The following is a 20976-nucleotide window of genomic DNA, read 5'->3' on the forward strand; positions in this document are numbered from 1 at the left end:
GCGCAGTGCGCGCCCAAGGGCATCAGAAGTTGTAGGTCATGCCGACGGTGTAACGGCGGCCGTCCAGCGTGGTACGGTAGTGATCGTAATCCACGGTTTTGTCGAGGATGTTGTAAACCCCGCCGGTCAGCTGCAGGTTTTTCGCCGCCTGGTAGCTCAGGCCCGCATCGACGAAGGTGTAGGATGGCGTGCTGGTCGCCATCGAGGTGCGGCTCAGATATTGTGAGGTTTTGCTGCGGAAGTTAACGCGCGACCACAGGCTGAGGTCCTGCGTGGCACGCCAGTCCAGCACGGTATTCAGCATGTGCTTAGGCATCTGGTTGAGCGCCTTGCCCTGGAACTCGCCGCTCTTCTGCTCGGAAGAGGTGTAGGTGTAGTTGGTGTTCCACTTCCAGTCTTTGTTGATCTGCCAGCCGAAGGTGGCCTCTACGCCGCGCATATTGGCTTTGTCGACGTTGACGCGATCGCTGATAAAGTCGTAGGACGTTCCGCCGATGGTGCAATCCGGCGTGTCTTCACAGCGGCGCACTTCGGTGATTTTGTCTTTAAAGTCGGTGTTGAAGACCGTCACGCCGGCGTTAACGCCTTTCAGGCTATCCCACATCAGGCCGATTTCTTCGCTCAGGCTCTTCTCTGGCTGCAGATCCGGGTTGCCGACGATGATGCCTTTACGCACGCCGCCGCCGGTGACCTGCCCCCAGTTAGGGGAGGATTGGCGCAGATCCGGCGATTTGTAACCGGCGGAGACGCCGCCTTTCAGCGTCCACTGTTCGGTCAGGTGCCAGACACCGTACATGCGTGGGGTCCAGTGGCTGCCGAAGTTTTCATCACGGTCCATACGGATGCCGCTGGTCAGGCTAAAGTCGTTGGTCAGCGCCCATTCGTCTTCAGCGAACAATGCCCAGCTCCAGCGCGTCAGCTTGCTGAGACCTTGAGCCGATTCAAGCTGGTTGCCACCGTCGCCCAGTTTTTCATAGCGGTATTGGCCGCCGAGGTTCAGCATGTGGGAACCCAGCTCGAACTGGTTCTGGGTGTTGAAGATGGTGTTGTAGGCCTTCATGTTACGGCCCGGGTTACCGGTTTCTTCGCGCTGCACGTAGCTTGTGGAGTTGCCGAAGTCGTAATAGCCGTTGTGGGTCAGCGCGTAGTTGGTGCGAGTGTATAGGCTTTCGCTGACCTCGGTTGGTGTGCACTTGCCTTTGCTGCAGCGCTCCGCCACTACCGATTTGCCCGGCGTGCTGTTGCGATCCTGCAGCGAGCGGCCGATTTCGAAATCGAATTCGTTTTTCTCGTCCGGCGTCAGGGTGAACACCGCGGTGCCGCTGCGCATGCGCTGTTCGTTGTAACCGTTGGTGATTTTATCTTCCGCGCGGCGCGACAGCAGGCCGTTGACCCGCAGGCCGAGCAGGCCTTCAACCAGCGGGCCGGAGGCGTAGGCGTTGGTCTGGAACAGATCGCCGGAATCGCGGTTTTCCTGAACGGTGGCGTCACCGTGCAGCGAGCCTTTCCACTCGGTGCGTGAGGTTTTGCGGGTGATGACGTTGATCACGCCGCCCATGGCGTCGGAACCGTACAGCGAAGACATCGGCCCGCGCACCACTTCGATGCGTTCGATGGCTTCCAGCGGCGGCAGCCAGCCCTGTTCGATGCCGGCGTTGTCGCTGTTCGGGCGGGTGCTGCGGGTGTCGACGCGCTTGCCGTCCACCAGGATCAGCGTGTACTTGGAGGACATGCCGCGGATGCTGATGTCACTGCTGCTGGCGCCGCCAGTGACCACCACGCCCGGCACGTCTTTCAGTGCATCGGTCACGTCGCGATAGGCCTTATCTTCGATCTGCTGGCGCGGGATCACCGAGATGGACGCGGCGGAGTCCTGAATTTTTTGCTGGAAGCCGGAGGCGGTGACGACCATGGTGTCCTGGGTGTCGTTCTGCGGCGCGGCCAGTGCGGCGGTGGCGCTGAGTGAGGCAATCACCAGAGCGGCGAGCTTGCTGTAACGTGGCGTTTCCATGAGGTGAACCTTTCCTGGATTGAAGTGAAAGTAATTAACCAATTGAATTTCTAATGAAATTATTCATCGTTCGCTGAGAAATACTTCGCTTCGTCAGCGTTGCGTGAGGGTATTGTAAGGATTTTTTACTGAATGTAAACGCTAATGATAATTCATATCATTTGTATGCTTGTTCTACTGACGGGAAAGGGTAACCGGATGAATTAAAGGGAAAAGCGGCGCAGCGGGCGTGCGCCGGGGAGGATCAGCGTTTCTGGATGTAGGTGATGGCCAGCGCCAGCGCCAGCACCAGGCCTTTGATAATATCCATGGCGTAGTAGGGCACCGACAGCATCACCAGGCCGTTTTGCAGTACGCCGAGGATCACTGCGCCGATCAGGGTGCCGAGCGCATTGGGTTTGCCGGAGCCCGCCAGCGAGAAACCGATATAGGCCGCCGCCACCGCGTCCATCAGATAGCCGCCGCCGGCATTGACCTGCGAAGAGCCGATACGTGACGCCAGCAAGATGCCGCCAAGCGCCGCCAGCCAGGAAGAAATGACGTAAGCGGCAACCCTGTAACGTACGGTGCGGATACCCGACAGACGCGCAGCCTCGGGGTTGCCGCCGATGGCGTACATCCGGCGGCCGTGCTTGGTCAACGAGAGGAACAGCTGTACCGCCACGGTGACCGCCAACATGATCAGCACGATCACCGGCACCTGGCCGAGGGCGGAAAACACCTCTGGGATCAGGCCTTCCGCCATGTCGCCATTCGGCAGCACCATGTTTTGGGTGATGGAGCCGCCGTAGCTGTAGGTCATCGCCACGCCCTGGATCACGAACAGGCTGGCCAGCGTCGCCAGCATGTCGGGGATTTTGAGCACCACGATCAGCAGGGCGTTGAACAGGCCGACCAGCGTGCACAGCAGCAGCGTCACCACGATGGCGCCGGTGGTGCCGAACCCGTGCCAGACGAACAGTGAAATCACCAGCGCGTTGGCCAGCGAGGCGGTCGAGCCGACCGACAGATCGAAACCGCCGACCGACAGCGAGATAGAGACGCCGATGGCGATCACCGTCACGATGGCGATCGAACGCAGGATATTGATGATGTTATTGGCATCGAGAAAGTTGTCCGACGCCAGGCCAAACAGGGCGATCAGTGCCGCGACGGTCAGCAGCATGCCCCACTTGTAGAGGAAATCAAACAGCTGTTGGCGCCAGGGCAGCGCAGGCCGCAAGGCAAATTCTTTACTCACGCAGGGGTTCCTCCGGTGGAATAGAGCAATAAGGTTTCTTCGTCGATGTCGGCGGCGTTCAACTCCGCCACGATGCGGCCGTCCCACAGCACGCAGATGCGATCGCACAGGCCAATCAGCTCGGCGAACTCGCCGGAGGCGTAAATCACGCCTTTACCGGCGCGGGCCAGGCCGTCGATCAGGCTGAACAGCTCCTGCTTGGCCTTGATGTCCACGCCCTTGGTCGGCTCATCGAAGATCAGCACCTCGGCGTCGCCGCGCAGCCACTTCCCGATCGCCACTTTTTGTTGATTGCCGCCGGACAGGCGCGCCAGCCGCTGTTGCGGGCCGGAGGCGCGAATGTTCAGACGCTGCATGATCTCGCGCGCCCAGCGCAGCTCTTGCCGCCGGTTGAACAGGCTCCAGCGCGAGAAGCTGTCGTCGGCGCTGACGCTCAGGTTCATTGGGATCGCCTCGTCGATGAAAATGCCCTCTTTGCGGCGCTCTTCCGGCACCAGCGCCAATCCCTGTTCAACCGACAGGTGCGGCGCGCGTGGCGCCCAGGGCTGCCCACGCAGTTCGCCGCGCTCGAGCTGCACGGCGCCGGCGCCGAACAATGCTTTGCACAGTTCGGTTTTGCCCGCCCCGGCCAGCCCGGCGATGCCGAGGATTTCGCCTTCATGCAGCCGCAGCGAAACGTCGCGCAGCTTGTGGCGATCGCGCAAGCCTTGCACCTGCAGCAGCGTTCGCTCAGGGTGCGGCGGGCGCGGCGGCGGGAAAATGTCGTCCAGCCGATGGCCGAGCATCTTCTCGACGATCTGTTCGCCGCTCAGCCCGCGCATGGCGTCTTCGCTGACGCGCCGCCCGTCGCGCAGCACCGTCAGCCGATCGCAAATATCGCTCAGTTCGTGGATGCGGTGAGAAATGAACACGATGCCGATGCCTTCGGATTGCAGGCGGCGCACCACGTTAAACAGGCGCTCGCTCTCGGCGCGATCGAGCGGCGCGGTCGGCTCGTCGAGCACCAGAAAACGGCAGCGGTGCGACAGCGCGCGCGCCAGCAGCACCTGCTGTTTTTCCGCCAGCGTGCAGTCCGCCAGGCGTCTGCGCGGGTTGAGCGGCAGCGCCCATTGCTGCAGCAGCTGCGCGGCGCGGCGGTGCAGCTCCGCCCAGTTCAGCCAGTGGCCCGGCTCGTTCAGCCAGTCCAGCATGATGTTCTCCGCCACCGACAGCGTGGGGATCAGCGCGACGTCGACCTCTTGCTGTACCACGTGGATGCCGTGGCGGCGCGCCTGCAGCGGGGAATGAATTTCCACTGCCCGGCCGTCGATCAGGATCTCGCCGCGGTAGTGATCGTGGGCGCCGGAGAGGATCGCCATCAGCGTCGACTTGCCCGCGCCGTTGGCGCCGACCAGCGCATGGATTGAACCGCCCTGCAGCGTGAAGTCCACGTCCTGCAGCGCGTTGAAGCCGGCGAAGGCGATCGAGATATTGCGCATCTCGAGGCGTGAAGGCGTTGCGGTTGACATAGGGTAGTAAGGCCGTTTAGATGTTTAGATGGCTGTTTTGCTCTGTTGTAACACAGATTACGCCGTTGGCAACCAACAAAATGGCATAACGGCGATGAAAAACGTGGAGAGGCAGGGGCGCAACCCGCGTCAGGCTGCGCCGGTGCGAGAAGCGGTCAGAAGGTGGTAGGGGTGTGTGCGCTGACGATGCGGCAAATGCGCGCCGAGGTATTGCTGAAGCTGTGCGGAATGCCGGTGTTGATGGCGTAACTCTGACCGGCGGTCAGGCAGTAGCTCTGGCCGTTGATGGTTAGCACAATCTCGCCCTCCAGCAGGGTGCCTATCTCTTCGCCCTGGTGCTTGATCTTTTCACCGGTGGTGGTGCCGGGCTGGTAGGTTTCCAGCATCATCGCCAGGTTGCGCGTCGGGCTGCCGTTGTGCACCAGCTTCATCGACACCCCCTGGCTGCCGATCTCAATCAGGTCCTCGGCGTCGATCACCACGCGCGGTTCGTCGGCGGCTTCCGGTTCGGCAAAGAATTCAGACAGCGACAGGCCATACACCTTCAGCAGCTTTTGCAGCGTGCTGATGGCCGGGCTGACCTTGTCCTGTTCGATGGTGCTGATCGCACTGTGGGTTAACCCGGACAGTTCGGCGACCCGGCGCTGTGACAAACCCAATTGCTGACGGATCTGCGACAGGCGTTTGCCCGGTGCCAAGCTGACTTCGCTCATAGCGGTACTTCCTTCTGGTAAGGGCGACAGGCAGAAATGAAGATCGCTATCGGGTGCCTGTCTGGTCGATAACGATACTGCATGATATCGGTAGTTAGGGTGGGTTTGGAAAATATATTGCCCATGTTCACTCTTGGTGCGTTGGACAAAATAGTTGACGTGAAAATGGCAGTAAGGCCTTTTCGGTCAATATTTTATCAATTTAGCAGTCGCCGGCGAATAATCAAACAGGATTGTAACATTTGCAAACCCATTCTGTTAATACTATGTTTCATATTGTGGATGTTATTTTGAGCGCCCGGCAGCGGCGCGGCCTGACGAGAAATCCAATCATGTGTTGAATCGAACGGTGGACGGGCGCCAACGCGCCTTCAGAGCATAATGGCGGGTGACGTATGCAAACCAATAGCGCAGCAGTTGAACATTTTGCACAGCATCATGAAGAGAGGCGAAGTAGCGCGTTCCAAAATGAGGTTGCTCATTATTTGGAACGCCATCCCGCCACGCAGTATGTCGATATCCTTCTCACCGATCTTAATGGTTCCTTCCGCGGCAAACGCATACCCGTCTCTGGGTTAAAAAAACTGGAAAAAGGCAGCTACTTCCCCGCGTCGGTGTTCGCCATGGACATCCTTGGCAACGTGGTGGAGGAGACCGGCCTTGGGCAGGAGCTCGGCGAACCGGACCGCATTTGCCTGCCGGTGCCCGGTTCGCTGACGCCGTCAGCCGCCGATCCGGAGCACATCGGCCAGGTGCTGCTCACCATGTTGGATGAAGATGGCACTCCCTTTGACGTTGAACCCCGCAATGTGCTGAACCGCGTGTGGCAGGCGCTGCGACAGCGCGGTTTGTTTCCGGTGGCAGCGGTAGAGCTGGAGTTTTATCTCATCGATAGGCTGCGCGACGCGGAAGGCGATCTGCAGCCGCCGTGTGCGCCCGGCACTCAGGAACGCAACACCCAAAGCCAGGTGTACTCCGTCGATAACCTGAACCATTTCGCCGAGGTGCTGAACGATATCGACGCGCTGGCGAAGCTGCAGGGGCTGCCGGCGGACGGCGCGGTGGCGGAGGCGTCGCCGGGGCAGTTCGAGGTCAACCTGCGTCATACCGACGACATCCTGCTGGCCTGCGACCACGCGCTGGCGCTGAAGCGGCTGGTGCGGCTGGTGGCCGAGAACCACGACATGCACGCCACCTTTATGGCCAAACCCTATGAGGATTACGCCGGTAGCGGCATGCACGTGCATGTCAGCATGCAGGATAGTGCGGGCAACAACCTGTTTGCCGACGCCAAAGGCGAGGATTCGCCGCTCTTGAAACAGGCATTGGCCGGGATGATCACCCTGATGCCGGCGTCGATGGCGCTGCTGGCGCCGAACGTCAACGCCTACCGGCGCTTCCAGCCGGGGATGTATGTGCCGATCCAGGCCGCCTGGGGCCACAACAACCGCACTGTGGCGCTGCGCATTCCCTGCGGCGAACCGGAGAACCACCGGGTGGAGTACCGCGTGGCCGGCGCCGATGCCAATCCTTATCTGGTGATGGCGGCGATCCTGGCCGGCATGCTGTACGGGCTGGACAACCTACTGCCGCTGCCTGAGCCGGTGACCGGCAACGGGCTGGAGCAGGAAGGGCTGCCGCTGCCGATCCGCCAGAGCGACGCGCTGTACGAGTTTGAACATCAGCACGCCCTGACGCACTATCTGGGCGAGCGTTTCACCCAGGTGTATCACGCCTGCAAGACCGACGAACTGCTGCAGTTTGAACGGCGGGTGACGGAAACCGAGATCGACTGGATGTTGAAAAATGCCTGAATGGGCGTATAAAGTAAGAGGTATGTGCGGGTGACTGGCCTGCCGGCAGCGGAATAATTCGCCTGCCGGGCTGGTTTTCCGTGCGATCGACAAAAAGAATTTGTATTTGAGGGTTTCCGGATCTTGTCATTCGGAGGCATTCTGGTGCAAAATATCTCAAATGCAGATAGCCGACGTTTTGAAAGCGTCGGTTATTTTTTTTGCATTATGTTTTACCAACGTAGCGTTTCATACACCAAGCGAGGCCGGACACCGATCCGGATAGATAAATAGTTTCGTGCACGATCAAACAAAACTTTATGGTCGTGACTCATGAGGATTAGAAAGATGGGGCAATTTTTCACTTTAGCGCCGGTGCCCGCCGGTTTCCGCTGTGGCCGCAGCGACTATGGAGCAGCCGAGGTTTCCTCGACCCGTTATCCAGCTTACAACCCCCTTCTTTTAGAATTAAGTCGCTCGTTGCGAAGTTTCCCCGCAACCTTAAGTCTTGGCGTGTCCGCCATCCGCAAGGCTCAAGGTAAGGGGGGGCTGAACAATGTCCGATAACACCATCAACGCCGCTCCGGCTCAGCGCACTCAACTGCGTAAAACCCTGACTTTAGTTCCGGTAGTGATGATGGGCTTGGCTTACCTGCAGCCAATGACCATTTTCGATACCTTCGGCATCGTATCCGGCTTGACCGATGGTCACGTCGCGACCGCGTACGCCTTCGCTCTGCTGGCGATCCTGTTTACCGCCCTGAGCTATGGTAAGCTGGTGAAGAAGTTCCCTTCCGCCGGTTCCGCTTACACCTACGCCCAGAAAGCCATCAGCCCGCACGTCGGCTTTATGGTGGGCTGGTCATCGCTGCTGGACTACCTGTTCATGCCGATGATCAACATTTTGCTGGCTAAGATTTACCTGGAAGCGATCTTCCCGGGCGTACCGTCCTGGATCTTCGTGGCGGTGCTGGTCGGCTTGATGACGATTTTCAACCTGCGCGGCATCAAGCTGGTGGCTAACCTGAACTCCATCATCGTGGTGGTGCAGGTGGCGATCATGATCGTGTTCCTCGGCCTGGTGATCAACGGTATTTACCACGGCGAAGGCGCCGGTACGCTGGTCAGCAGCCGCCCGTTCTGGTCCGATAACGCCCACGTGGTGCCGATGATTACCGGCGCGACCATCCTGTGCTTCTCGTTCCTGGGCTTCGACGGCATCAGCTCGCTGTCCGAAGAGACCAAAGACGCGGAAAAAGTGATCCCGAAAGCCATCTTCCTGACGGCGCTGATCGGCGGCATCATCTTTATCGTGGTGTCTTACTTCGTGCAGCTGTACTTCCCGGACATCTCGCGCTTCAAGGATCCGGACGCCTCACAGCCTGAAATCATGCTGTACGTGGCGGGCAAGTTCTTCCAGTCGGTGATCCTGGTGTTCTCCTGCGTGACGGTATTGGCGTCGGGCATGGCGGCGCACGCGGGCGTTTCGCGTCTGATGTACGTGATGGGCCGCGACGGCGTGTTCCCGACTCGCTTCTTCGGCTATGTGCATCCGAAGTGGCGTACCCCGGCGCTGAACGTGCTCCTGGTTGGCGCCATCGCGCTGTCCGCGGTGTCGTTTGACCTGGTGACCGCGACCGCGCTGATCAACTTCGGTGCGCTGGTGGCCTTCACCTTCGTCAACCTGTCGGTGATTTCGCAGTTCTATATTCGCGACAAGATGAACCGCACCGTGAAGGACACATTTAACTACCTGATCCTGCCGGTGATGGGCGCACTGACCGTTGGCGCGCTGTGGATCAACCTGGAAGCCAGCTCGATGACGCTGGGCCTGGTTTGGGCGGCCATCGGTTTGATCTACCTGGCCTTCGTCACCCGCAGCTTCCGTCTGCCGGTGCCGCAAGCGAGCGAAGACGCCGCCTAAGCGCGAGCCGTCTCCTCAGCCACAAAAAAGGCCGCTTTCGCGGCCTTTTCCTTTTCTGCTTGCTGCGGGGTTTATCCCACCAACTCTTTGCCGTAATCGAACAGCGCTTTCAACAGGGCGGTTTTCTCTTTGTCGCCTTCGTGCAGGTTATACAGCGATTCGAGCTGCAGCAGGTAACCCTGCACGCGCTCTGCGCTCAGCGCTTCCTGGCGGTGTTGCAGCCAGCGACGCTGCTCGGCGTCGTCCAGCGTATTCGGGTAGTTGCGCGCGCGGAAGCGGAACAGCAGCTCTTTCATGCGGCCGTCGCTGAAGGCCAGATCCAGCGCCGGCAGGTTCTGCGGCTTGGTCTGCTGGATAATCCTCATCGCCGCCTTGTCGGCGTCGCTAAAGAAACCGTCGTACAAGCGGGCGTCGACGTCGTCGGCGCCTTTGAACGGCTCGGCTTCGGCGAACAGCGCGACCACTTTCTCGCGCACTTCCGGATGCTGTTTCAGCAGCTGCAGATTTTGCAGACACGCCTGACGATCGATGCCCAGCCGCTCGGCGTTCTCCGGCAGCAGGGTTTTGGCCGGCGCCAGCACCGGGCATTTGTTGATGTGCACCAGCTTGATCGGCACCGGTGCCTGATCCGGCGCCAGATCGTCACGGCGGGTATACAGCCGTTCACGCAGCTGCTCGGCGCTCAGCGTCAACAGCGGCGTCATGTCGCCGGCCAGATCGCACATGATCACCGCGTTCTTGTTGTCCGGGTGCCAGGCCAGCGGCGACACCCAGCTGGTATTGCCGCGTGCCGCGCCGAACATGCCGGAGACGTGCACCAGCGGCGTCATGTCGGCGACGTCGATCAGGGCGTTCAGCTTGTGCTTGTTGCGGTGCTGCAGCAGGAAATCGAACAGCCGCGGCTGTGCCTGTTTGACCAGCTTGGCCATGGCGATAGTGGCGTAAACGTCCGACATCGCGTCGTGAGCCTGCGTGTGCTCGACGCCGTTGGCGCGCGTCAGATGTTCCAGGCGGAAGCTGGGGAAACCGTCTTCGTTTTCCGGCCAAACGATGCCGTCCGGGCGCAGAGCGTAGCAGGCGCGCATCACATCCAGCAGATCCCAGCGCGAGTTGCCGTTTTGCCAGCTGTAGGCGTAGGGATCGTAGAAGTTGCGATAGAAGATATTGCGGCTCACTTCGTCATCGAAGCGGATGTTGTTGTAACCGAGAATGCAGGTGCCGGCCACGCTGAAGGCCTGATGGATTTGGCGGGTGAACTCGGCCTCGTTAACCCCTTTAGCACGCGCCACCTGCGGCGTGATGCCGGTGATCATCACCGCCTCGGGTTCCGGCAGGTAGTCATCGGCCGGGGCGCAGTAGATGACCAGCGGCTCTTCGATAATGTTGAAATCCATATCGGTGCGCACGCCGGCGAACTGCGCCGGGCGGTCCAGCGACGGGCTCTTGCCGAAGGTCTCGTAATCGTGGATATAAAATGTGGCCGGTGCCTTGCTGCTCAAAATCGCGTCTCTTCAGTGGCGGATACAATATGCCTCTATTGTAACGGCGTAGGGAGCGATGCCAAGCGGCGGTTAGCGAAATGCGCGCAATTACGCACGGCGATAGAAATCCAGCCGCTGGTGAAAGTAGGGGAGCAGGTGGTCGGGGATCTGTCGTTCTGTTTCCGCCTGGGTCGAAGCGATGCCGTAGCGCTCGTTGTAGATCACGCTGATGGCCAGCAAATCGGCTTCTATTTTCTCGCGTTGCGCCTGCGGTAAGCTATCCAGCTTTCGAACCATCGTTATCTCCCTGTTAACCTTAGGGTATAATAGGATCGTTAGCGGGTCTTGTCCCTACCCATTCCGAGGGGAGGTGGACGCCTGCGCGCTTTGCTTCGAGCTGGGGGCCAGACTGTGGCGCGCGGCGAACTCGCTCTGCGCCTGGTGCGCATTGAGGCGATCTGCCCGGTTATACAGCGAACAAGCGCCGCTTATCACCGCCCCCCAAAACAGGGTGCACAGCAGTAAAACCCCCAACCAGATTTTTTGGTTATAGGTCATAAGTCCTCCACGGACGAAAAGGGAAATAACATTGACCGTTAAATTAAATCAGGCACTACATCAATGGTATTTAAACGGCAGAGATTAATCATGGAATCTGCGTGGTTCTTTTGTTACTAAAGCCACGATGGATGTTTCAAAAGATTCCTTAAGATAATATTAAGAAAAGTGATTCTGGGCGCCGTAATTCTATTTAATATTTGTTTAAATATCCGCAGATACAATCTCCCACATTCAATACCAATGTGGGTGACAATGATGAAAACGCTACTGTTAACCGGCGCTACCGGCTTTCTCGGTGGTGCAGTTCTTGAAAAATTATTGATTGAAAATCAGTCCATTAATTATCTTCTACTGGTGCGCGCCGATGATGCGCAGCAAGGATTGGCTCGTATTCGCACGAATATGGAAAAGTTTAATATCGACGCGAATCTGCTGTCTAAAATTACGATAGAAAATATATTGTTGGGAGACCTTTCCGAGCCGGCCGAATTTTTAACTGACGCACGTATTAACAATGTCACGCACGTTATTAACTGTGCGGCCGTTGCTTCATTTGGTAATAACCCGCTCATTTGGAAGGTAAACGTAGAAGGCACCCTGGCCTTTGCCGAAAGAATGGCGCAGGTGCCGGGATTAAAACGCTTTCTGCATGTTGGTACCGCCATGTCCTGTTCCCCGGAACCGGGTTCGCTGGTGGCGGAGAGCGGCGAATTTGAGGAAGATGCCGAGCATCTGGTGGAATATACGCGTTCCAAATCCACCATCGAACAGCTGATGCGCCAACGCTGCCCGCAAATGCCACTGACCATCGCTCGTCCGTCGATTGTCGTGGGCCACACCCGCCTGGGCTGCCAGCCTTCGAGCAGCATTTTCTGGGTGTTTGGCATGGCGCTGATGCTGCGCAAGTTTATGTGCTCGCTGCAGGACAATATCGACGTGATCCCGGTGGACTACTGTGCGGATGCGCTGGTGATGCTGATGCTGATGAACAGCGAAACGCTGGAGAACGACGTTTATCACATCTCCGCCGGTGAAGAGCGCAGCGTCAGCTTTGCCGAAATCGACCGCGCCATGGCGGCAGCGCTGGAAAAAGCGCCGGTGGGCGATGAGTATGCGCAGGTGACGTATGACGCGTTGGTGAAAATGCGCCGTCAGCTGAAAGACATTTTCGGCCCGTGCAACGAGCGGCTGATGCTGAAGGCGATGCGCCTGTACGGCTCGTTCGCCATGCTCAACGTGCGTTTCAGCAACGAGAAGATCCTCAAGCTGGGCATGCCGAAACCGCCGCGCTTCACCGACTACATCGCCGGTTGCGTGCAGTCGACTCGCGGGTTGTCTATCCAGCAGCAGATGGTGGTGGACTTCAAATAACCGCCGGGCGCAGCGGGCGCCCGAGGTTGCTCTGCTACCAGGACGAAGAGGACCAGAAGACGCGGCCGAGCACCACCAGTTGCTCCTTGCGCTGCTGATAGCTGAGATGCTCGTCCTGGTACTCTTCACGGTTGAGGGAGCGGATGATGACGCCGCCGTCCGGCTGCTCGATCAGCACCTTCACCCGCAGCAAATTGCCGTGGCGGATGGCATAGGTCTTGCCCTCGCGGATGCGCGTGTCGTCGGTGTTGATGCCGACCACGTCGCCATCCTGCAGACGCGGTTCCATGCTGGAGCCGGAGATGCGGATAATGCGCGCGGCGTTGACCGCCACCCCCATCTTGTGCAGATAGTAACGGCGGAAGATCAGCGAAAACTCCTCGCGATCGACGATTTCGTAGCAGCCGTCGCCGGCGGAAAAATCAATATCCAGCAGCGGGATCTCCACAAACTCTTCCTTGTCCTGTTCGGTATCTTCCCATACCACCGGTTTTAAACGGGCGGGCTGGAAGTCCGACTCCGCCGCCACGTTGTCAAACGGGCGCACCAGCTGCTTTTCATGAAACACGTCGAACCAGCCCTTGGGCAAATTCAGCCTGGCCTCGATCCGCCTGGCCAGATTGTCGCCAAGATTGCGGGAGGATTTCTCCCCGATGATTTGGCTCAGCGTCGGCGCGGAAGACTCAACCAGCGTGGCGAATTCATTCTGGTTGACGCCTTGCCGGGCGTAGCGGGCCATCAATTCGCGCAGATTGTTGCGCCTGATTTCTTTAGTTTCCATCGTGCAATGATCGCACTCTTTAGCAAAAAGGTAAATAACGATTTTGCTAAAAAATACTTGCGCATGATTTAGCAATTAGCTAAAACAAAAAGAGTGAGCCAAAGGTTCACCCGTGCGGGGCGGCCTGTCATGATGAGGGGCCGCTCAGTGAAATCAAACGAGAGAGGGACTTTACGATGTACAAGATTGATTACAATAGCTACCGATCGGTCGCCAGCTTCGGCCACCGCGTGCGCTTTCTGGTGCTGCACTACACGGCGCAAAACTTCGCCGACTCGGTGAAGTCGTTGACCGGAAAATCGGTCAGCGCGCACTATCTGGTGCCGGATCCGACCGAGGCCACCTATCAGGCCGCCGGCTTCAGCGGCGTGCGCATTTTCAACCTGGTGGACGAGAACGAGCGCGCCTGGCATGCCGGTACCAGCCAGTGGGGCACCCGCAGCAATATCAACGACACCTCAATCGGCATCGAGATCGTTAACCTGGCGAGCGGCGACGGTGGAAACATCACCTTCCCGCCGTTCAATCCGCAGCAGATCGAGGCGGTCACCCAGCTGGCGCAGAACATCCTGCAGCGTTATCCGGACATCTCGCCGGTGAACGTGGTGGCGCACTCCGATATCGCGCCGGGCCGCAAGAGCGATCCGGGCCCGCAGTTCCCGTGGCAGCAGCTGTATCAGGCCGGCGTCGGCGCCTGGTATGACGAAGCGACCAAGCAGCAGCGCCAGCAGGAATACTGCAGCCAGGGCCTGCCGGCGCAGGCCGATTTGCTGAAACTGTTCGCCCAATATGGCTACGACACCTCGGCGGCGAACACCGCAGAAGGCTATCGCCAGCTGGTGCGCGCGTTCCAGCTGCACTTCCGTCAGCAGAAGTATGACGGCGTGATGGATGTCGAAACCGCCGCCGTTCTGCGCGCGCTGGTCGACAAGTACGCCGCCTGAGCCTGACCGCGAATGGGGGACGCCTCATTCGCCTTTTCCTCGCCGGGCTTCCTCCGCTAAAATAACGGCCTGGCTGGTCTTTATCGGAGGCATCGTGCGCCTCGATCGAAAAATCTCTTCCCTTGAACTGCTGACCTATCGCCACTACCGCATCGTACACGGCGTGCGCATCGGGCTGGCGTTTATTCTGACCTTTCTGCTGATCCGCCTGCTGGCGGTGCCCGAAGGCACCTGGCCGCTGATCACCCTGGTGGTGGTGATGGGGCCGATCTCGTTTTGGGGCAACGTGCTGCAGCGGGCGCTGCAACGCATTGCCGGCACGGTGTTCGGCGCCGCGTCCGGCCTGATCGCCCTGTATCTGGAACTCTATTCGCTGCCGCTGATGCTGGCTTGGTGCGGCGTGGTGATGTTCGTCTGCGGTTACCTGACGCTCGGCAAACGGCCGTATATGGCGCTGCTGGTGGGGATCACGCTGGCGGTGGTATGCGGCGCGGGCGCCGGTGACATGCACACCGCGCTGTGGCGCAGCGGCGACGTGATCTTCGGTTCGCTGCTGGCGCTGCTGTTCACCAGCATCTACCCACAGCGCGCCTACATTCTGTGGCGCATGCAAATGGCGGACTGCCTGCAAACCGCCGCCCGCCTCTACGGCGCGTATTTTTCGCCGAACGTTATCGAGCGGCCGCGGCTGGAGCCGCAGCTCAAGGATCTGTTGAATCAGGTGGTGAAGCTGCGCAGCCTGATCGTGCCCGCCAGCAAGGAAACCCGCATCCCCAAAGCGGTGTTCGAGGCGGTGCAAACCCTCAGCCGCAATTTGGTGTGTACACTGGAGCTGATGGCCGACGCCTACTGGGCCTCGCGCGAAACGCACTTCATCATGTTGAACGCCCGCACGCTGCGCAGTACCCAACTGCTGACGCTGAGCTCGCTGGAATCGCTGGCGGTGCTGATGCGCGAAGGGCCGCAGGCGCAGCGGCAGGCGGTGGCGGGGCAGTTGGCGGAGATCGCCGGCGAGCTGAAAACGCTGATGCAGGAGGTCAGCCTCGGCCAGCACGGCGAAGCGCCGATTTACGGCTACGTTTGGCTCAGCATGGAGCTGGCGCAGCAGTTGGAAGAGTTGGGGGATCTGCTCCAGGTTTGTACCGCCGCCGGGCGTGAATAGGGGTCAGATCATGAAGGCGGCGCTTTGGGTTTTGGCCGCCGGGGCAAAGTGGGTAAGATAAGGCAATCACTGTTGTGCCGGACCGCCACAAACCTGTATCTTGGTGCCATGTGGCCGTAAGCAAATGAATCTGTGTATTACTAAAGCAAGGGTATAAAGATGGATAATGCAAATAAGCCGAGTTTCCAGGACGTGCTGGAGTTTGTGCGTATGTTCCGCCGCAAAAACAAACTGCAACGCGAGATCGTCGACAACGAAAAGAAAATTCGTGATAACCAGAAGCGCGTGCTGCTGCTCGACAACCTGAGCGAGTACATCAAGCCCGGCATGAGCATTGAAGACATTCAGGGCATCATCGCCAACATGCGCAGCGACTACGAAGATCGCGTTGATGACTACATCATCAAAAATGCCGATCTGTCCAAAGAGCGCCGCGAGCTGTCCAAAAAGCTGAAAGCGATGGGCGAAGTGAAGTAACCCGCTTTATCGGGCCGGGTGCGATGCCTGGCCCGCATTCCTGCCAATCATCTTCTTCCCGCCGTTTCGATCATCTCCCGATCCTCATCGATCCTTTAAATGGGATCGCGATCCGCATTTGTAGCATTTTTAGCCGCAATGTTAACGAACTGTGATTTTGCTCAAACAATTATTTTTGCAGCTTTGGTTATATGTCGATCAATGTTCACGTTGTCATTTTGAGTTTTCGGGATGTTTGATGATTAATTCATTGAAATTTATCATGTTGTTTCGTTACTTGTTTTTTGTTGGATAAAAATGACAACGTCAACATTAAGAAAATTCAAGCGTTTAACGAGTGTATTGGAGGAAGAGATGAGCCAGTTGCCGGAAAAAATGCGCGCGGTCGTTTGCCACGGCCCGCAGGATTATCGTTTCGAACAGGTGCCTACGCCGCTGCCGAAGGCGCGCGAGCTGGTGATCAAGGTGGAAGGCTGCGGCATCTGCGCCGGCGACTGCAAATGCAAGAACGGCGCGCAGATGTTTTGGGGGGAGAACCCGTGGGTCAAACCGCCGGTGGTGCCGGGGCATGAGTTCTACGGCCGCATCGCCGCGCTGGGCGAGGGCGCGGAAGGCAAATACCGGATCGGCGAGCGGGTGATCGCCGAGCAGATCGTGCCGTGCTGGGAGTGCCGCTACTGCAAATCCGGCAGCTACTGGATGTGTGAGACGCATAACATTTACGGCTTCCAGAAAGACGTGGCGGAGGGCGGCATGGCGGAATACATGCGTTTTTCCGAGAACGCCATCGTGCACAAGATCCCGGAAAGCCTGAGCCATGAAGACGCGGTACTGATTGAGCCGATGGCCTGCGCCATCCACACCGTGGCGCGCGGCGACATCCAGCTGGACGACGTAGTGGTGTTGGCCGGCGCCGGGCCGCTCGGGTTGTGCATGGTGCAGGTGGCGCGCCTGAAAACGCCGAAGAAACTGATCGTGATCGATGCCATCGACGAGCGGCTGGCGCTGGCGAAGGAGTTCGGCGCCGACGTGGTGATCAACCCGCTGAAGGAAGATGCCGACCAGATCGTCAAATCGCTGACCGGCGGCTACGGCTGCGACGTGTACATCGAGGCCACCGGCGCGCCGATCGGCGTCACCCAGGGGCTGCAGATGATCCGCAAGCTGGGCCGCTTCGTGGAGTTCAGCGTGTTCGGTAAGGAAACCACCGTCGATTGGTCCATCATCGGCGATCGCAAGGAGCTGGACATTCGCGGCGCGCACCTGGCGCCCTACAGCTATGAAATCGCCATCGATCTGTTCGAGCGCGGGCTGGTGACTTCCAACGGCGTGGTTACCCACAGCTATTCATTGAACGACTGGGACGAAGCCTTCGCCCTGGCGGACTCGACCGACTCCATCAAGGTGATCCTGGTTCCCTGACCCTCCCGCCGTACCGCTGTTGCAGTCACGATCGCCGGCCCGTTCGCAATGGGGGGCCGGCCGGTCGGCCAAACGTAAAGACATGCTGTTGCTCTGATAACCACAACAAGAAGCTTCCCTACAGGAGAATTGGCTATGTTTTCATTATTCAAAAAGACCCTGCCTTTTATCGTCGCCGGTGGAATGTTGGCGGCCAGCCATGGGGCGCTGGCCAAGCAAATCACTATCGGTATGTCGTTCCAGGAAATGAACAACGACTACTTCGTCACCATGAAGCAGGTGCTGGATCAGGCGGCGGCGGATATCGGCGCCAAGGTGTACGTGGCCGATGCGCGCCATGACGTTGCCAAACAGATCGGTGATGTGGAAGACATGCTGCAGAAGAAGGTGGATATCCTGCTGATCAACCCGACCGATTCGGTGGGGGTGCAGTCGGCGGTGATCTCCGCCCATAAGGCCGGCGCGGTGGTGGTGGCGATCGACGCGCAGGCCGAAGGGCCGCTCGACTCGTTCGTCGGCTCGGAAAACTACGACGCCGGCTTCCAGGCGGGCGAATACCTGGCGAAAGCGCTGGGCGGCAAAGGCAAGGTGGCGATCCTCGACGGCATCCCGGTGGTGCCGATCCTGGAGCGCGTGCGCGGCTTTGAAGCGGCGATGAAAAAATACCCCGACATCAAGATTGTCACCAAGCAAAACGGCAAGCAGGAGCGCGACACCGCGCTGACCGTGACCGAAAACATGCTGCAGTCGGCGCCGGATCTGGCGGGCATCTTCAGCGTCAACGACGTCGGCGCGCTCGGCGCCCTGGCGGCGATCGAAAGCAACGGCGCCAAGGTCAAGCTGGTGAGCGTCGACGGCCAGCCGGAAGCCATCAAAGAGATCCTCAAGCCGAATTCGCCGTTCATCGCCACTTCGGCGCAGTTCCCGCGCGACCAGCTGCGCATTGCGCTCGGCATTGCGCTGGCCCGCTACTGGGGCGCCACGGTGCCGAAAACCGTGCCGGTCAAAGTGAAGCTGATCGACCGCAGCAATGCGGCCGGCTTTAGCTGGTAACAGCGGCCGGGTTCGCCCCGCTGCGGCGGGGCGTTCGGCGCGGAGGGCAATGCGGTGACACCTTTACTGGAACTGAAGCGAATAAAAAAGAGCTTTCCCGGCGTGAAGGCGCTGGACGGCATCGATCTGGCCATTCAACGCGGCGAGGTGCACGCCCTACTGGGCGAAAACGGCGCCGGCAAATCGACGCTGGTGAAAATCATGTGCGGTATCTATCAGCCGGACGAGGGCGATATTTTTATCGACGGCGAGCAGCGCCGCTTTAACAACTATCGCCAGGCGATCGAGGCCGGGGTCGGCATTATTTTTCAGGAATTCTCGTTGATTCCCTACATGAGCGCCATCGACAACATCTTCCTCAACCGGGAGATCAGGAACCGCTGGGGCCTGCTGGATCGGCAGGCGATGCGGCGCAAGGCCGAGGCCATTTTCAAGCGGCTGACGGTGGCTATCGATCTCGATTGCCCGGTGGAGCAGCTGAGCGTGGCGCAGCAGCAGTTCGTTGAGATCGCCAAGGCGCTGTCGCTGGAGGCGCGGGTGCTGGTGCTGGATGAGCCGACCGCCACGCTGACGCCAGGCGAGGCCGAGCACCTGTTCAGCGTGATGAACGATCTGCGGCTGCTGGGCGTCGGCATGGTGTTTATCTCGCACCACCTGGACGAGATTTTCACCATCTGCGATCGCATCACTGTGCTGCGCGACGGCGCCTACATCGAAACGCTGGCCACCGGCGACACCAACGTGGAAGAGCTGGTGCGGCTGATGGTCGGGCGCAAAATCGAGAACGCCTTCCCGGTGAAACAGCACCCGGTCGATACCGCGACGGTGCTGCTGGAGGCGGAGATCCAGCGCGAGAAGCACGGCGCGACCGACCGTTTTCACCTGCACAAGGGCGAGATCCTCGGCTTCGCCGGGCTGGTGGGCTCCGGGCGCACCGAGACCGTCTCGGCGCTGATCGGCGCCAGCCGCTGCCACCGCAAACGCGTTAGCCTCGGTGGCCAACCGGCGGCGCTGCGCTCCCCAGCGCAGGCGCTGGCGCAGGGCATCGGCCTGCTGCCGGAGAGCCGCAAAACCGAGGGCCTGGTGCTGCCGTTTTCGGTGGCGCAGAACGTCACCCTCAACCGGCACCACCGGCGCGGCAAGATCTTCGTCAGCGCCCGCAAGGATCGCGACGTGGTGCAGCGGCTGATCCGCGCCGTGGGGGTGAAAACCCCGGACGCTGAGACCGCCGTCAGCACCCTGAGCGGCGGCAACCAGCAGAAGGTGGTGATCGCCCGCTGGCTCAACAACGACTGCAACATCCTGATCTTCGACGAGCCGACGCGCGGCATCGACGTGGGCGCCAAGGCCGAGATCTACCAGCTGATGCAGCAACTGACCCAGCAGGGCATCTCCATCATCATGATTTCCTCCGAACTGCCGGAGATCATCGGCGTGTGCGACCGCGTGCTGGTGTTTCGCGGCGGCCACATCGTCGCCGAGCTGACCGGCGACGACATCGAATCCAACCACATCATGCTTCACGCGACCGGGAGTGCCTTATGATCGGAATTGAACAACCCGCCGTGGCGCGCCGCGCCGCCGGCCCCAGCCTCGGCAAGCGCTGGGAAAAACTGCTGCATCACCCGGCGGTCTTGCCGTTTATCGGCTTTGTGATCCTGTTCGTGCTGATGAGCCTGTTGAACGACAGCTTCCTCAGCGTCAACAACCTGACCAACGTGGCGCGCCAGGTGTCGATCAACGCCATCATCGCGGTGGGCATGACCTGCGCCATCCTGACCGGCGGCATCGATCTCTCGGTGGGGCCGGTGATGGCGCTGGCCGGTTCGGTCGCCGCCGGGCTGATGCTGGCGGCGGTGCCCATTCCGCTGGCGATGGTGGCGGCGCTGGCGGTCGGCGCGCTGTTCGGCCTGGCCAACGGCGCCTGCATCGCCTACCTGCGCATGCCGCCGATCATCGTCACCCTGGCGTCGATGGGCATCGCCCGCGGCCTGGCGCTGCTCTATACCGGCGGCTACCCGATCTCCGGCCTGCCCGACGTTTTCTCCTTCTTCGGCCGCGGCACGGTGCTGGGCATTCAGGTGCCGATCCTGATCATGCTCGGCGTGTACGTGCTGGCCTGGCTGATGCTCAACCAGCTGCCGTTCGGCCGCTACGTCTACGCGATGGGTGGCAACGAAGAGGCGGCGCGCCTGAGCGGCATCCGCGTGCCGCGCTACAAGATGCTGGTGTACGTGATCAGCGGCCTGACCGCCGCGCTGGCCGGGCTGGTGCTGACCTCGCGCCTGATGAGCGGGCAGCCTAACGCCGGCGAAGGCTTCGAGCTGGACGCTATCGCCGCCGTAGTGCTGGGCGGTGCGGCGATCTCCGGCGGGCGCGGCGCCATCGTCGGCACGCTGGTGGGGGCGATGATGCTCGGGGTGCTCAACAACGGCCTCAATCTGATGAACGTGTCGCCGTATATCCAGAACGTGGTGAAGGGCGGCATCATCCTGGCCGCCATCTACCTCAGCTCCGTGCGGCGCAAATAGGAGG

Annotated in this window: 18 protein-coding genes; 10 read left to right on the top strand and 8 right to left on the bottom strand. The window is 59.8% G+C overall.

Annotated features, from left to right (window positions below):
• Positions 1-22: 22 nt before the first annotated feature.
• The 4 genes from ACJ8J5_RS01500 to puuR all read right to left on the bottom strand — a co-directional run bounded on the left by ACJ8J5_RS01500 (position 23) and on the right by puuR (position 5472).
• On the bottom strand, positions 23-2011 hold the full coding sequence (locus ACJ8J5_RS01500) for a ligand-gated channel protein (protein WP_197769026.1): 1989 nt from the start codon (positions 2009-2011) through the stop codon (positions 23-25).
• Positions 2012-2255: 244 nt separating this feature from the next.
• Positions 2256-3251 carry an ABC transporter permease gene (locus ACJ8J5_RS01505; RefSeq protein WP_099817478.1) on the bottom strand — a complete coding sequence of 332 codons (996 nt, stop codon included), beginning with the start codon at positions 3249-3251 and terminating at the stop codon, positions 2256-2258.
• On the bottom strand, positions 3248-4759 hold the full coding sequence (locus ACJ8J5_RS01510; protein ID WP_414105085.1) for a sugar ABC transporter ATP-binding protein: 1512 nt from the start codon (positions 4757-4759) through the stop codon (positions 3248-3250). Before ACJ8J5_RS01510 ends, ACJ8J5_RS01505 begins: the two co-directional genes overlap by 4 nt.
• 155 nt (positions 4760-4914) lie before the next feature.
• On the bottom strand, positions 4915-5472 hold the full coding sequence (puuR, locus tag ACJ8J5_RS01515) for an HTH-type transcriptional regulator PuuR (RefSeq protein ID WP_025303528.1): 558 nt from the start codon (positions 5470-5472) through the stop codon (positions 4915-4917).
• A 395-nt stretch (positions 5473-5867) separates the two neighbouring features.
• On the opposite strand from puuR, the gene ACJ8J5_RS01520 reads away from it, so the two are divergent.
• A complete protein-coding gene (locus ACJ8J5_RS01520) occupies positions 5868-7286 on the top strand; it encodes a glutamine synthetase family protein (RefSeq protein WP_060433627.1) in 1419 nt (472 codons plus the stop codon).
• Positions 7287-7821: 535 nt separating this feature from the next.
• The gene (locus ACJ8J5_RS01525; RefSeq protein ID WP_025303526.1) at positions 7822-9189 is read left to right on the top strand and encodes an APC family permease; all 1368 of its coding nucleotides are present in this window, start codon (positions 7822-7824) and stop codon (positions 9187-9189) included.
• Positions 9190-9260: 71 nt separating this feature from the next.
• Here the strand turns inward: ACJ8J5_RS01525 and sbcB are convergent, their stop codons facing one another.
• The 3 genes from sbcB to ACJ8J5_RS01540 all read right to left on the bottom strand — a co-directional run bounded on the left by sbcB (position 9261) and on the right by ACJ8J5_RS01540 (position 11228).
• Entirely contained in the window at positions 9261-10688 is a 1428-nt protein-coding gene (sbcB, locus tag ACJ8J5_RS01530) for an exodeoxyribonuclease I (protein ID WP_414105086.1), read from the bottom strand.
• A gap of 90 nt (positions 10689-10778) precedes the next feature.
• Positions 10779-10967, bottom strand: a complete 189-nt coding sequence (locus tag ACJ8J5_RS01535) for a DNA polymerase III subunit theta (RefSeq protein ID WP_025303524.1) — start codon at positions 10965-10967, stop codon at positions 10779-10781.
• A gap of 54 nt (positions 10968-11021) precedes the next feature.
• On the bottom strand, positions 11022-11228 hold the full coding sequence (locus ACJ8J5_RS01540) for a hypothetical protein (RefSeq protein WP_043136378.1): 207 nt from the start codon (positions 11226-11228) through the stop codon (positions 11022-11024).
• A 258-nt stretch (positions 11229-11486) separates the two neighbouring features.
• On the opposite strand from ACJ8J5_RS01540, the gene ACJ8J5_RS01545 reads away from it, so the two are divergent.
• Positions 11487-12602 (top strand): SDR family oxidoreductase, encoded by a 1116-nt coding sequence (locus ACJ8J5_RS01545; protein WP_414105090.1) that lies wholly within the window; start codon positions 11487-11489, stop codon positions 12600-12602.
• A 34-nt stretch (positions 12603-12636) separates the two neighbouring features.
• Here ACJ8J5_RS01545 and ACJ8J5_RS01550 read toward each other — a convergent pair whose 3' ends face one another.
• Positions 12637-13383: a S24 family peptidase gene (locus ACJ8J5_RS01550; RefSeq protein WP_019453597.1), complete on the bottom strand. Its 747-nt coding sequence runs from the start codon at positions 13381-13383 to the stop codon at positions 12637-12639.
• Positions 13384-13559: 176 nt separating this feature from the next.
• On the opposite strand from ACJ8J5_RS01550, the gene ACJ8J5_RS01555 reads away from it, so the two are divergent.
• The 7 genes from ACJ8J5_RS01555 to ACJ8J5_RS01585 all read left to right on the top strand — a co-directional run bounded on the left by ACJ8J5_RS01555 (position 13560) and on the right by ACJ8J5_RS01585 (position 20972).
• The gene (locus tag ACJ8J5_RS01555) at positions 13560-14327 is read left to right on the top strand and encodes an N-acetylmuramoyl-L-alanine amidase (protein WP_025303521.1); all 768 of its coding nucleotides are present in this window, start codon (positions 13560-13562) and stop codon (positions 14325-14327) included.
• A 94-nt stretch (positions 14328-14421) separates the two neighbouring features.
• A complete protein-coding gene (locus ACJ8J5_RS01560; protein WP_025303520.1) occupies positions 14422-15489 on the top strand; it encodes an FUSC family protein in 1068 nt (355 codons plus the stop codon).
• A gap of 159 nt (positions 15490-15648) precedes the next feature.
• Complete coding sequence (tmaR, locus tag ACJ8J5_RS01565; protein ID WP_004935612.1) at positions 15649-15966, top strand: PTS system regulator TmaR; 318 nt, start codon at positions 15649-15651, stop codon at positions 15964-15966.
• Positions 15967-16320: 354 nt separating this feature from the next.
• The gene (locus ACJ8J5_RS01570; RefSeq protein ID WP_016927009.1) at positions 16321-17388 is read left to right on the top strand and encodes an erythritol/L-threitol dehydrogenase; all 1068 of its coding nucleotides are present in this window, start codon (positions 16321-16323) and stop codon (positions 17386-17388) included.
• A 135-nt stretch (positions 17389-17523) separates the two neighbouring features.
• A complete protein-coding gene (locus ACJ8J5_RS01575) occupies positions 17524-18441 on the top strand; it encodes an ABC transporter substrate-binding protein (protein ID WP_414105087.1) in 918 nt (305 codons plus the stop codon).
• A 54-nt stretch (positions 18442-18495) separates the two neighbouring features.
• Positions 18496-19986 (top strand): sugar ABC transporter ATP-binding protein, encoded by a 1491-nt coding sequence (locus ACJ8J5_RS01580; RefSeq protein WP_414105088.1) that lies wholly within the window; start codon positions 18496-18498, stop codon positions 19984-19986.
• Complete coding sequence (locus tag ACJ8J5_RS01585; protein WP_033655114.1) at positions 19983-20972, top strand: ABC transporter permease; 990 nt, start codon at positions 19983-19985, stop codon at positions 20970-20972. Before ACJ8J5_RS01580 ends, ACJ8J5_RS01585 begins: the two co-directional genes overlap by 4 nt.
• The last annotated feature ends 4 nt before the right edge of the window (positions 20973-20976 follow it).

This window comes from Serratia sp. CY43202, from assembly GCF_052168755.1.
Lineage (GTDB): Bacteria > Pseudomonadota > Gammaproteobacteria > Enterobacterales > Enterobacteriaceae > Serratia > Serratia bockelmannii.